This window comes from Pantoea sp. ACRSC, assembly GCF_022346785.1.
In the GTDB taxonomy this organism is placed as follows: Bacteria; Pseudomonadota; Gammaproteobacteria; order Enterobacterales; family Enterobacteriaceae; genus Pantoea; species Pantoea alvi.
Genome location: NZ_JAKRNN010000023.1, coordinates 19,351 through 32,095, shown reverse-complemented (window position 1 = coordinate 32,095; position 12,745 = coordinate 19,351). Strand labels below are relative to the sequence as shown.

The following is a 12,745-nucleotide window of genomic DNA, read 5'->3' as shown; positions in this document are numbered from 1 at the left end:
CGGCTACCAGCTCAGCGTCACGGTCAGCGTGTCGGTGTAGACGCCGGCGCGCGTTGGGCCGGGCAGCTTCAGCAGGCCGTAAATCGGCAACGTAATGTTACTGGCATTGCTGTAGCTCAGTGCGACGGGGCTGTTCACCGGAATGGCGGTGGTCTGGCTGGCGTTGGTATAGAGGGTGTAGGGCACGGTATTGGTATTGCTGGTGTGCTTCAGGTTGCGCGTCGTGGTGTAGTTGCTGCCGCCGCTGATGCTCATGCTCAGCGTGGTGCCAGGGGTGCAGGCGAGCGTAATGGTGCTGCTCTGCACGAAGCTGGCGCTGACGCTGTTGCTGGCAACGCCTGACTGCGAGCCGAAATTAAGCGTGCCGAAAACGCCGGTATTGCTACCGGAGACGACGCAGCCCGCCACGATGGAAGCTGAGACTTGAAACGTGCTGGTGGGCAGGCTCCAGGCGCTAAGACTTCCTGTCAGCAGGGGCAGCGCGCAGATCAGCCCGCGCACAGCGCGCGACGCAGCCACCCGAATACTCCTGACCGCGCGATCAGTAATTCACGGCGACGTTAATGGTGTCGGTGTAGGTGCCTGCCGGGATCAGCGGGTTGAAGCCGCCGCCCACGACGCGGCCGTAAATCGCGTAGTTGGTGCCCAGCGTGGGATCGGTAGTGCCGCTGGCGGCGATATTGGTGTTGTTGGCGATAGCGGTGGTAAAGGCTGCGTCGCTGTAGAGGGTATAGGCGATCCCCTGGGTGTTGTTGGAGCCGAGGATCAGATAGCGCGGCTGGCCGGAAACCGTGCCGAAAACGGTGGCGGGCGCCTCATTGCTGCTGGTCACCTGCACGTTATAGGTCTGGCCGGTGGTGCAGCGCACGTAGATGCCGTTGCCGGACGCGCCGACCAGCGTGGCGTTCAGGGTATCAAAGGTCGCCGCGCTGCTGCCGAAGTTCAGGGTACCGAAGTTAACGCCGGTCGTGGCGGACTGGCCGTTCACCAGGCAGCCGGTGGTCAGCGTCAGCGTGGCATTGATTGTTCCTGTTGTGGTGGCGGCAAAAGTCACAGCAGGGAGTGCCGAAGTCAGGCCCGCAGCGGCCAAAAGAAAAAGCTTGAGTTTCATAATTAATCCTTACCGATTATTCAGAGTCAGTGCTTTTTCGCCCGGTGATTAATGATGAAATCAAGCAAGGTCTGGCGACCGCGGCTCCGGCAAGGCAGGAAAGGGCGCCTCGTCCTGAGGATAATCTCAGCTTTGAGCTAAGTATTTTTTATAAATTTTACTTAATATAGAGCAGCGTGCAAGCGCCGGTGAAGCGATACCGGGAATTTTCCTTAATCAATTCGCCTTTCAGGGCGATAAACCTGTAATACCAATACCTTGTGCCACATAAAAAAAAGCAAAGCGCGGGGTATTTTGCCCCCTACCGCCGCCTCGTTAACAGTGATATGTTCGTGCATTAATCAGGTCCAGTTACCCTTTTATCTATCGAGCAGGAAAAATCTTAATCAGGTTCCGCCGCTGTCGGGAGCGCGCTAAACGGCCCTGAAAATAATAAACTGCACGGCTGACCTCTTTTTTATCCGTCTGCTTTTTGACGTCGTTTTCGATTACAACACAGCGTCTGCCCACGGGCGGGCCGTGAGGAGTTGCACATGCTGCTGGTCACCTGGGACTGCGCCCTGGTCGGCGTTTCGCTGATCGTCGCTTTTATTGCCGCGTTCACCGCGCTGGATACGGCAGGGCGCGTCGCGGTGTCGCAAGGCTGGATGGCGCGGATATGGTTGCTGGCCGGCGGCATGGCGATGGGCATCGGCATCTGGGCGATGCACTTTATCGGCATGCTGGCGATGATGATGCCGATGCGCTACGACACCGGGCTGACGGTGCTGTCGCTGCTGGCGGCCTGCCTCGCCTGCATACTGGCGTTTGCGCAGACCCAGCACGGTGGCTTTAGCCGCCGCCGCTGGCTAACCGGCAGCCTTATGCTCGGCAGCGGGGTAGTGGCGATGCACTATATCGGCATGGGCGCGCTGCTGATCTCTCCCGCGCCGCACTGGCGCTTTTCGCTGGTCGCGCTCTCTCTCGCCATCGCTTATCTTGCGTCCGCCGCCGCCCTCTGGCTGGCGTTTCATCTGCGCCAGGGGGAAAAACATCTGCTGACGATGCGCGCGCTCGGCGCGCTGGTGATGGGCGTCGCTATCGCCGGCATGCACTACACCGGCATGGCGGCGGCGCAGTTCGATCGCCACAGCATGCCGCTGGCGCAGGGGGTCAGCGGCCAGGGACTGGCGGTGTGGGTCGCGCTGGGCACGCTCTCTATCCTCGGCTTTACGCTGCTCGCCCAGCTGCGCGCCGTGCGGCTGGCGCAGCGGCTGAAGCTGGCGAATCAGGAGCTGCATCAGCTGGCGATGCACGACAATCTCACCGCGCTGCCCAATCGCGTGATGCTGGAGCAGCGGCTGGATGCCGTTCTCAGCCAGGGGACGCGCGACAGGCCGGGCTTTACCCTGATGTATATGGATCTCGACGGCTTTAAGGCGGTCAACGACACCTGGGGCCACTACGTCGGCGATCGCCTGCTGATCGCGGTCGCCGACCGCCTGCGTCGCCAGCTCAGCGACGACGACATGCTGCTGGCGCGCCTCGGCGGCGATGAGTTTGTGCTGCTGACGCAGGGCAACGAGCCGCGGCAGGCGGCGGCGCTGGCGCAGCGGCTGGTCAAAACCATTGACGAGCCGTTCTCGCTGGATCGCTACCTGCTGCGCGTCTCGCTCAGCGTCGGCGTCGCGCTCTCGCCGCAGCACGGGCGCAGCAAGCAGGAGCTGATGTTTAACGCCGACTCGGCGATGTACCACATCAAGCACAGCGGGCGTAATGGCTACTGCCTGTTTGAACCGGCGATGAGCGCCAGCGCGCAGCATCAGCTGGCGCTGGCCAACGATCTCTGGCTGGCGCTGGAGCGTCAGGAGATGCAGCTGTTCTATCAGCCAAAATTCCGCTCCAGCAGCAGCGAACTGATCGGCTTTGAGGCGCTGCTGCGCTGGCAGCACCCGACGCGCGGCCTGCTGATGCCTGACATTTTCCTGCCGCGCGCGGAGAAGACCGGGCAGATCGTCGCGCTGGGCAACTGGGTGATCAACGAAGCCTGCCGCCAGCTTAAACAGTGGCACAGCGAAGGACACGCGCACTGGACGGTCTCCGTTAACCTTTCAGCCCTGCAGTTTCATCAACGCGATCTGCTGGAGACGGTGCGTCAGGCGCTGCTGCGCCATCAGCTGCCGGGCAGCGCGCTGACGCTGGAGATCACCGAGAGCATCGCCATGCGCGATCCGCAGTTTAGCCAGCAGCGCATCAGCGAGCTGCAACAAATTGCGGTCAGGGTGGCGATCGACAACTTCGGCATCGGCTACGCTAATCTGCTGCATCTGAAGCACCTCGACGCCAGCGAGCTGAAGATAGACCGCAGCTTTATCAACAGCCTGCGCGCCGACAGCCAGGACGCCACCGTGGTAAGCGCAATGCTGGCGCTGGCGCAGACGCTTAACCTGCAGATGGTGGCGGAAGGGGTCGAAACCGAAGAGCAGCAGACGCTGCTGACCCGGCTGGGTTTTGACGCGCTGCAGGGCTATCTGCTGGGCAAACCCACGCCGGCCGATCGCATCGCCGACTTCGCTGCGGTCTGACGATAGATTTTAACGCTCACAGGCATCGGAACCTTTCATCGTGACGGGCTAATTACCTTTTGCCTTTTGCCGATAACCTGAGCAAATAATTCACCCTTGTGACTTTTTCATTACAACGCTATGGCTGCAATTACGCGCCTTCACGGGACTTCACTATGTTGGTGACCTCATACGACTCGTTTACCGTCATCGTTTCTATTCTGGTTGCGATGCTGGCCTCTTTTACCGCGCTGGATATGGCGGGACGCGTCGCCACCTCGACAGGGAAAGTTGCGCTGATATGGCTGTTTGGCGGCGGCTTCGCCATGGGCGTTGGCATCTGGGCGATGCACTTTATCGGCATGCTGTCGATGACCATGGCGATGGTAATGAGCTACGACGCGTCGCTCACCGGCATCTCAATGGCGATTGCCGTTATCGCCTCGATCTTCGCGCTCTGGCTGGTCTGTCGGGGCGATCTGCCGCTGAAAAAGCTGCTGAGCGGCGCGCTGGTGCTGGGCAGCGGCGTGGTGGCGATGCACTACACCGGCATGGCGGCGCTGATGTTCTCTCCCGGCATCAGCTGGAACTGGGGCTGGATCGCGCTCTCGGTGGTGATTGCGCTGGTGGCCTCGGGCGCGGCGCTGTGGCTGGCGTTTAACCTGCGCGACGGCACCAGCGGCCGCACGACGCTGCTGCGCCTCGGCGCGTCGGTGGTGATGGGCTGCGCCATCGCGGGCATGCACTACACCGGCATGGCGGCCGCCAGCTTCCCGGCGCACGGCCACGCCGGCATGAGCGGCGTTAACAGCAACTGGCTGGCGATCCTGGTCACGGTGGTAACCCTGGCGATCCTCGGCATTACGCTGCTGGTGTCGATGCTCGACGCGCGCATGCAGGCGCGCACCGCTATTCTGGCGCGTTCGCTGGCAGAGGCGAACCGCGAACTGGCGCAGCTGGCGCTGCACGATAACCTGACCCGCCTGCCGAACCGTATTCTGCTGGAGGATCGTCTCGAACAGGCGATCAATAAAGCCAATCGCGAGCGCACCCAGTTCGCGCTGATGTTTATGGATCTCGACGGTTTTAAAGCGGTAAACGACGCCTTTGGCCATCACGTCGGCGACAATCTGCTGATCGCCGTCACCGAGCGCATGAGCGAGCAGATGAAGGGCTACTACACCCTGGCGCGCATGGGCGGCGATGAGTTTGTGCTGCTGATTGAGATCAACGATCCCAACGACGCCGCGACGGTGGCGGACACGCTGGTGAAAGCTATCGAGCGTCCGTTTCAGATCTCCCGCTACGAGCTGATGGTCTCGCTGAGCATCGGCATCGCGGTCTATCCGGGCGACGGCAACGACGAGCGCGAGCTGATGTTCAACGCCGATGCCGCGATGTATCACACCAAAAACAACGGCCGCAACGGGCATAACTTCTTCCAGCCTTCGATGAATACCCTGGCGCAAAGCCAGCTGCAGCTCAACAATGATCTGTGGCACGCGCAGGAGAATCAGGAGCTGCGGCTGTTTTACCAGCCGAAATATTGCGCGCCGCGCGGCCCGATTATCGGCTTTGAAGCGCTGCTGCGCTGGCAGCACCCGACGCGCGGCCTGCTGACCCCCGATATCTTCCTGCCGCTGGCGGAGAAGACCGGGATGATCGTCACTATCGGCTGCTGGGTTATCAATGAAGCCTGTCGCCAGCTGCGCGAATGGCGTCAGCAGGGGCATACCAACTGGTCGGTGGCGGTAAACCTGTCGGCCCTGCAGTTTGAACAGAGCAGCCTGGTGGAGACGGTGACCGAGGCGCTGGCAGCGCACGGCATTCCGCCTGAGATGCTGACGCTGGAGGTCACGGAAACTACTGCGATGCGCGATCCAGACGAGAGCGTGCGTATCCTGACCCAGCTGACGCAGCTGGGGGTGAAAGCCTCGATTGATGACTTCGGCACCGGCTATTCGAGCCTGCTCTATCTCAAGCGCTTACCGGCCAGCGAGCTGAAAATCGATCGGGCGTTTGTGAACGAGCTGCAGCATCACACCGAGGACGCCACCATCGTCTCGGCCATTGTCGCGCTGGCGCAGTCGCTGGATCTTAAAGTGGTGGCGGAAGGGGTAGAGACCGCCGAACAGCAGGCCTTTTTAACCGGATTAGGCTGCAATACGCTGCAGGGCTATCTGCTGGGCAAGCCCGTTCCGCCGGAAAAGGTTGAGGAGCTGCCCAATTACGCGCCGGAGGCGGAGCAGAAAAATGACGCTGTGGCGTCGCCTGCGCTCTGCGAAGCGCTGCCGGGATAAGTCAACCGCACAAAGTGACAGAATTGTTGCGTTGTTATTTGTGTTTGGTTAGCAAAATCATGCTTTTATCGCAGATCTGCTGGCCAGCGCACATTGCAACGGCCATCAGGTTTGTCACACTGAGCGGAAAGCTACCCGGAGAACCTGTATGACTGCCTCTTCTTCCAGTCTGTTGTTGCTGATGTCCTTCGCGGCGGGCACCTTCGCCGCCGGTTCGTCGAATAATCCGCAGCACCTGATGCTCGCCAGCCCGTCGGGCGGCGTGCCCAACAATCCTCTGCCGCTTATCATCTGGCCGCGCGTGGCGCTGGATGAGGCGGAGGAGGAGGAGCCCGACCTCGCCGGCTGGTTCGAGCAGACCTTTGCGCGCAACGGCTGGCCGCCTTCGTGGCGTTACGATATTTTTCCCTATACCCACTACCATCCCAACACCCATGAGCTGCTGGGCGTGGCGCAGGGCTGGGCGGAAGTGCTGTTTGGCGGCGACACCGGCCGCATGGTAACGCTGCGCGCGGGCGACGCGGTGCTGATCCCGGCGGGCGTCGGCCATAAGCAGGTCTACGCCAGCGAGGACTTTATGGTGGTTGGCGCATACCCGGAGGGCTTTGCGCCGGAAACCAACCGCGACGAGCCGGCAAAACTGCACGCTGCGGAGCAGCAGGTGAAGCAGGTGCCGCTGCCGACGCGCGATCCCTTTACCGGCAAAGAGGGAGCGGTAACCGAAATCTGGACGCCGATCGCCGACCATTTCTGACCGGCGCGCGTCAGAAATTTAAAACATTCCTCTCTATTTCTGACGCCGTCACGTCAAAAAAACAGAAGCGGCCGCGTCCTGACAGGCGCGCTTTTATCAGGTCGGCCTGTGCGTTCAGACGGCCCTGGGCATGGCGGCGTCGGCGCGTTGCGACATGCTCAGGCCCGGCGCGTTAAAACCGCAATCGGGCGTGATCTGCTGCGGGCAGCCCCGCCATCAAAACCTGACTGATATCACCCGCGCCGCCGGCGTGCGCCTGACGCTCCGCCGCGCAGCGCGCCTGTTCCAGCGCGTCTGGCACCGGAGGGTTCACCTCGGGCTTTTCGTGCATTTTGTTTTTTATCTGCTTATCCTTCACCGCCAGGTTTCCCGTATTCACATAAGCGCATTTACAGTTGAACATTCTCTCGCCACTGCCGATAACCCACCTACTAACTTTCATATTCCACGCATTTGTGCTTGTCAAAACAGACCGTTTCAGATGTAGTCGGGGCGTTATTAAGACCATTCTTAACTTTTTAGGGCAACTTCAGGCAGCGCAGCAACAGGCTAATAACAATGGATAAAAATGCTGATGTTATGTATCGGATACTGGTACAGAGCGTGATCGACTACGCCATTTATATGCTTAAGCCAGACGGCACGGTAGCTAACTGGAATGCAGGGGCGCAGCGAGCCAAGGGCTACACGCCAGATGAGATAGTTGGTAAGCATTTCTCACTCTTTTACAGCGAAAGCGATCGGCTCAACGGCGTGCCGCAGCGCAGTCTGGATACCGCCGCGCGCACCGGCAGCTTTGAAACCGAAGGCTGGCGCTACCGCAAAGACGGCAGCGCCTTCTGGGCGCATGTGGTCATCGACGCCATCCGCGATCCGCACGGCGAGCTGATCGGCTTCGCCAAGATTACGCGCGACTGCACCGAACAGCAGGCGCAGCGGCGCAAAGAGCGCGAGCAGGAAGCGCGCTTCCGCCTGCTGGTGGAGGGCGTCACCGACTACGCTATCTATATGCTGGATCACGACGGGCTGGTGGTGAACTGGAACGTCGGCGCGCAGCGCGCCAAAGGCTACGTGGCGGAAGAGATCGTCGGCCAGCACTTCTCCCGCTTCTACAGCGCTCAGGATCGCCAGGCGCTGATCCCGGAAAAAAACCTGCAAACGGCGTTTCGCACCGGCCGTTTTGAGGATCAGGGCTGGCGCTACCGCAAAGATGGCAGCGCCTTCTGGGCGCACGTCATTATTGACGCGGTGCGCGACGACAACGGCAAGCTGATCGGCTACGCCAAGATCACGCGCGACTGCACCGAGCAGCAGGCGATGCTGCGCGCGCAGCGCGAGCAGGAGCAGCGCTTCCGCCTGCTGGTGGAAGGCGTTACCGACTACGCCATCTATATGCTGGATCTAAAGGGCTGCGTGGTGAACTGGAACGCCGGTGCGCAGCGTGCCAAAGGCTATATTGCCGAAGAGATCGTCGGACAGCATTTCTCGCTGTTCTATAGCGCGCAGGAGCGCCTGCAGGGCGTGCCGGACGCCAACCTCGCAAAAGCGCTGGCCAGCGGCCGCTTCGAAGATGAAGGCTGGCGCTACCGCAAAGACGGCAGCGCCTTCTGGGCGCACGTAGTGATCGACGCTATTCACAACGATGAAGGCGTGCTGATCGGCTTCGCTAAAATCACGCGCGACGTCACCGAGCGCCGCGAGCAGGAACAGAAACTGCTGCGCGCCAAAGATCTGGCGGAAGCGCAGAGCGCGAAAATGTTGGCGCTGTCGAAATTCCTCGACAATATCATCGCCAATATTCCCTCCTGTGTGGTAGTCGAAGACGCCATTACGCGCGAGATCCTGCTGGTCAACGACCGCTCGGAAAAGCTGTTCGGCGTTTCGAAAGCGATGCTGGTCAATAAAAAACCGCACGAATGCATGTCGGCCGAACTCAGCGACTACTTCGACAGCCTGGCGGATATCGCGCTGCGCAGCGAAGGTATTCACCAGCGCGAGCAGCAGCTGCTTACCGCCAGCGGCGAACGCATCCTGCATACCCGCGCTACCGTTATCCGCGGGCAGGACGCGCGGCAGAACTACATTATGCTGCTGGTGGAGGATGTTACCGACCAGCGCGCCGCCGACGCGCGCATTCACCATATGGCGCATCACGATAACCTGACCAGCCTACCGAACCGTATTCTGTTCCGTCAGCGCCTGAGCGAGGCGCTGCGCGGCGATAGCCAGAGCGGCCGACAGACCGCCACGCTCTGTCTCGATCTCGACAACTTCAAAAACGTCAACGACGCGCTCGGCCACCAGATAGGCGACGAACTGCTGCGCGCGGTGGCCAAACGCCTGCGCGCCGCGCTGCGCGATCGCGACACCCTGGCGCGCATCGGCGGCGACGAGTTCGCTATCGTGCTGCCCGCCATCGGCAGCGCGGAAGAGGCGGCGCTGGTGGCGCAGCGGCTGATCGACGCGATATCTCCGCCGGTCAATATCGAAGGCCATAACCTGAGCGTCGGGCTTAGCGTCGGCATCGCCCTTAGCTCCGCCGTCACCAACACGCCGGAGCAGATGCTGCGCTGCGCGGATATGGCGCTCTACGAGGCCAAGCGCAACGGACGCAACCGCTACGAGCACTTTACGCTGGAGATGGACGACGTGGCGCGCAGCCGCCGCCTGATCGAAAACGATCTGCGCGAGGCGATCGGCAGCCAGCAGCTTAAGCTCTACTACCAGCCCATTACCGACGGCGAAGCGGCGCAGTCGATTATCGGCTACGAGGCGCTGATGCGCTGGCACCATCCGGTGAAAGGGCTGATTATGCCCAACGACTTTATCCCCATCGCAGAGGAGAGCGGGCTGATCCATATGCTTGGCGCCTATGCGCTGTTCGAAGCCTGCCGCGAGGCGACGACCTGGGACGGCAATCAGTCGGTGTCGGTCAACCTGTCGCCGCTTCAGTTTAAAAACAGCTCGCTGGTCTCGGTGGTGGAGGCCGCGCTGCGCGACTCTGGCCTGGAGCCGAGCCGGCTGGAGGTCGAGATCACCGAGTCGGTGCTGCTTGACGACTCGCTCGGCAATATTCGCACGCTGGAGAGCCTGAAAAAGCTCGGCGTGCAGATTGCGCTGGACGACTTCGGCACCGGCTACTCGTCGCTCAGCTATCTGCGATCCTTCCCGTTCGACAAAATCAAAATCGACAAGTCCTTTATCAGCGATATGGGCGACAGCCGCGAAGCGCTGGCGATTATCCGCGCCATCACCGGCATGAGCCGCAGTCTCGATATTCAGATCACGGCCGAAGGGGTAGAGAGCAGCGAACAGTTCGCCAGGCTGCGCGAAGAGGGCTGCACCCTGTTCCAGGGCTACTACTTCGGCCGCCCGCAGCCGTCGGAGCTGCGGCTGAAAGCGCTGACCAACCCGACTTAATCGTAAAGACCGTGCTGCTGCACCGGCGCATGGCTGAGGTTGTCGCGGATGCGGCGCACCGATTCGCGCACCACCAGCTTACCGTGCAGCAGCAGGGTGCCGGGCAGGATCTGCGGGTTCAGGCGCATGCTCTGCACCATGCGCACCGCCTCCGCGCCCAGCTCGTCGCGCGGCACCTGCACGGAGGTCAGCGGAATATCGTGGATGGCGGCGAGATTGAAGCCATCCATGCTCATCACCGAAACATCCTGCGGCACGCGCAGCCCGGCCTGCTGCAGCGCCTCCACCGCGCCGGCGGCGATATAGTCGCCGCTGGCCAGAATCGCGGTCGGGCGCTGGGCGCGCGGGCAGTGCTTCAGGTATTCGCTTAATCTCTCTGCCGCCTCAAGCCGGCTGAAGCTGGTGAGCGTCAGCAGGTGCTGGCGGCTGTCGAAGCGCAGGTTCATGGCGTGCCAGGCGTCGCGCACCCCCTGCAGACGCTGCTCCATGGTGTAGCGGCGCAGGCAGTGCAGCGACAAGATCTGGCGGTGTCCCTGCTCGAACAGGTAGCGCGCGGCGCTTTCGCCAATCAGCTGATGATGCGGCGAGACCGAAGAGAGCCGCATGCGGCGATCCATCGCGTTGATCAACACGCAGGGCTTGTCGATCTCCGCCGCCAGCTGGTGAATATGATCGTCATCGATCCCCACCAGCAGCGCGGCGTCGGTTTGCTGCATCTTCTCCAGAAACAGCGCCGTGTCGCTCTCATTCTCCTCCAGCGCGCAGTAGCGTAAACGCACCTCATGCGGGGCGATCGCCTGGTCGATGCCCTGAATCACCTTGTAGTAAAAGATATCGCTGCGCACGTCGAACGCGCGCGGCGGCGCAAACACCATCAGATTATTCAGCAGCAGGCGGCCGCTGTGCAGGTTATCCAGCACCCCCTGCTGCTGCGCCACCGCCAGAACCTTATCGCGCGTGCTGGCGCGGGTATTCGCCTTGCCTGCCAGCACGCGCGAAACGGTGCTGATGGAGACGCCGCTCAGCGCCGCAATCTCGCTGATTTTCAGCCTTTGTTTCATTTTGTGATCGCCCTCAAATCTGCGAATGAAAAAATTTTCATAGCGTGCTGAATCGCGTCAGATAAGCCCTGGATACGGCTTTAAACGCGCCGAAAATTTTGCCATGAAAAAGCTTGCAAAAAAGAGGCTATACCGACGTTTCGCGCTTTTTTAAGGTGCCAGACAGGTTCACGCAGTACGCCGGAGGGCGAGGTGAAGGATCAAACCGGCCGTTAAAAGCCTGCACAGGAGCTGACAAATGAGCCTTGAATCAACGACTAAACCCATCGGCGCGGCGCGAACGCTGCGCGCGATTAAAAATCTCCGCTGGTGGATGCTGGGACTGTTTCTGCTGGGCGTGACGGTTAACTACGTCACCCGTAATTCTCTCGGCATTCTGGCGCCGGAGCTGAAAACCAGCCTGAATATGAGCACCGAGCAGTACTCCTGGGTGGTGGCAGCGTTCCAGCTCGCCTATACCCTGTTTCAGCCGCTCTGCGGCTGGCTGATCGACATTATCGGCCTGAAGATGGGCTTCCTGATCTGCGCACTGATCTGGTCGGTGACCTGTCTGCTGCACGCCGGCGCGGGAAGCTGGCTGCACCTGGCGCTGCTGCGCTTTGTGATGGGCGCGTCGGAAGCGGCGGCGACGCCCGCTAACGCCAAGGCGCTCGGCGACTGGTTCCCGAAAAAAGAGCGTCCGGTCGCCGCAGGCTGGGCGGGCGTCGGCTTTTCGGTCGGCGCGATGCTGGCACCGCCGATTATCTATGTGGCGCATATCACCTTTGGCTGGCAGGGGGCGTTTCTGCTCACCGGCGGGCTGGGGCTGCTGTGGGTTGGCCTCTGGTGGTGGGGCTATCAGTCGCCGGAAAAACATACCCGTCTTTCCGACGAAGAGCGCGCCTGGATTACGCAGGACAACGAAGCCGTGGGGGAAAAGCTGCCGTTCTTTCAGGCGCTGAAAAGCATCGGCAAAGAGAAGAAGTTCTACGGTATCGCGCTTCCGGCATTTCTCGCCGAGCCCGCCTGGGCGGTGCTGAGCTTCTGGGTGCCGCTCTATCTGGCTAACGAGCGCGGCATGGATCTTAAGCAGATCGTGATGTTCGCCTGGCTGCCGTTTCTCGCCGCCGATCTCGGCAGCGTCGCCAGCGGCTACCTGACCAAAATCTACGTGAAGTGGTTCGGCCTGACGCGCGTCAACTCCATCGTTGCCAGCTCGATCACCGGCGCGGTGCTGATGATCTCACTGGCGCTGATGACCCTTGTAAAAGATCCCTATCTGGCGATCGCCCTGATCTCCATCGGCGGCTTCGGCCATCAGGTGATCTCCTGCATGCTCAGCGCGCTGGTGGTCGAACGCTTCGATCGCCGCCAGATGGCGACGGTTAACGGCATGCGCGGATCCTGCGCCTGGATCGCCAGCTTTATCTTCTCTCTGATTATCGGCGTTACCGCCGACACCATTGGTTTTAATCCGCTGTTCGTCGCCATGGGCTTTTTCGACCTGGTGGGCGCGATTTTTCTGGTGATGTTTATCGCCGACCGTCGTCAGCGCAGCGCGGAACAATAAGGACACC

At 61.1% G+C, this 12,745-nt stretch carries 9 protein-coding genes; 5 read left to right on the top strand and 4 right to left on the bottom strand.

Annotation, left to right across the window (positions count from 1 at the left end):
- Window positions 1-3: 3 nt before the first annotated feature.
- Window positions 4-492, bottom strand: a complete 489-nt coding sequence (locus MHZ97_RS18535; protein ID WP_224481759.1) for a spore coat U domain-containing protein — start codon at window positions 490-492, stop codon at window positions 4-6.
- A 49-nt stretch (window positions 493-541) separates the two neighbouring features.
- The gene (locus MHZ97_RS18530) at window positions 542-1,111 is read right to left on the bottom strand and encodes a spore coat protein U domain-containing protein (RefSeq protein WP_103794671.1); all 570 of its coding nucleotides are present in this window, start codon (window positions 1,109-1,111) and stop codon (window positions 542-544) included.
- A 533-nt stretch (window positions 1,112-1,644) separates the two neighbouring features.
- Between MHZ97_RS18530 and MHZ97_RS18525 the strand changes: the two genes are divergently transcribed.
- The 3 genes from MHZ97_RS18525 to MHZ97_RS18515 all read left to right on the top strand — a co-directional run bounded on the left by MHZ97_RS18525 (window position 1,645) and on the right by MHZ97_RS18515 (window position 6,708).
- A complete protein-coding gene (locus MHZ97_RS18525) occupies window positions 1,645-3,675 on the top strand; it encodes a bifunctional diguanylate cyclase/phosphodiesterase (RefSeq protein ID WP_239315369.1) in 2,031 nt (676 codons plus the stop codon).
- Window positions 3,676-3,830: 155 nt separating this feature from the next.
- The gene (locus MHZ97_RS18520) at window positions 3,831-5,954 is read left to right on the top strand and encodes a bifunctional diguanylate cyclase/phosphodiesterase (RefSeq protein WP_239315370.1); all 2,124 of its coding nucleotides are present in this window, start codon (window positions 3,831-3,833) and stop codon (window positions 5,952-5,954) included.
- A 148-nt stretch (window positions 5,955-6,102) separates the two neighbouring features.
- Window positions 6,103-6,708, top strand: a complete 606-nt coding sequence (locus MHZ97_RS18515) for a cupin domain-containing protein (RefSeq protein ID WP_103794674.1) — start codon at window positions 6,103-6,105, stop codon at window positions 6,706-6,708.
- 172 nt (window positions 6,709-6,880) lie between these two features.
- Here MHZ97_RS18515 and MHZ97_RS18510 read toward each other — a convergent pair whose 3' ends face one another.
- Window positions 6,881-7,174 (bottom strand): hypothetical protein, encoded by a 294-nt coding sequence (locus MHZ97_RS18510; protein WP_224481614.1) that lies wholly within the window; start codon window positions 7,172-7,174, stop codon window positions 6,881-6,883.
- A gap of 92 nt (window positions 7,175-7,266) precedes the next feature.
- Between MHZ97_RS18510 and MHZ97_RS18505 the strand changes: the two genes are divergently transcribed.
- Window positions 7,267-10,128: an EAL domain-containing protein gene (locus tag MHZ97_RS18505; RefSeq protein ID WP_239315371.1), complete on the top strand. Its 2,862-nt coding sequence runs from the start codon at window positions 7,267-7,269 to the stop codon at window positions 10,126-10,128.
- On the opposite strand, the gene MHZ97_RS18500 is transcribed toward MHZ97_RS18505, so the two are convergent.
- Complete coding sequence (locus tag MHZ97_RS18500; protein WP_103794677.1) at window positions 10,125-11,189, bottom strand: LacI family DNA-binding transcriptional regulator; 1,065 nt, start codon at window positions 11,187-11,189, stop codon at window positions 10,125-10,127. The genes MHZ97_RS18505 and MHZ97_RS18500 overlap by 4 nt on opposite strands.
- Before the next feature lie 238 nt (window positions 11,190-11,427).
- Here MHZ97_RS18500 and MHZ97_RS18495 point away from each other — a divergent pair, with 238 nt between their 5' ends.
- Window positions 11,428-12,738 carry an MFS transporter gene (locus tag MHZ97_RS18495; protein ID WP_239315372.1) on the top strand — a complete coding sequence of 437 codons (1,311 nt, stop codon included), beginning with the start codon at window positions 11,428-11,430 and terminating at the stop codon, window positions 12,736-12,738.
- The last annotated feature ends 7 nt before the right edge of the window (window positions 12,739-12,745 follow it).

Coding starts and splice junctions, on each gene's coding strand:
- MHZ97_RS18530 (WP_103794671.1), bottom strand. CDS start 1,111: ATGAAACTCAAGCTTTTTCTTTTGGCCGCTGCGGGCCTGACTTCGGCA.
- MHZ97_RS18525 (WP_239315369.1), top strand. CDS start 1,645: ATGCTGCTGGTCACCTGGGACTGCGCCCTGGTCGGCGTTTCGCTGATC.
- MHZ97_RS18520 (WP_239315370.1), top strand. CDS start 3,831: ATGTTGGTGACCTCATACGACTCGTTTACCGTCATCGTTTCTATTCTG.
- MHZ97_RS18515 (WP_103794674.1), top strand. CDS start 6,103: ATGACTGCCTCTTCTTCCAGTCTGTTGTTGCTGATGTCCTTCGCGGCG.
- MHZ97_RS18505 (WP_239315371.1), top strand. CDS start 7,267: ATGGATAAAAATGCTGATGTTATGTATCGGATACTGGTACAGAGCGTG.
- MHZ97_RS18500 (WP_103794677.1), bottom strand. CDS start 11,189: ATGAAACAAAGGCTGAAAATCAGCGAGATTGCGGCGCTGAGCGGCGTC.
- MHZ97_RS18495 (WP_239315372.1), top strand. CDS start 11,428: ATGAGCCTTGAATCAACGACTAAACCCATCGGCGCGGCGCGAACGCTG.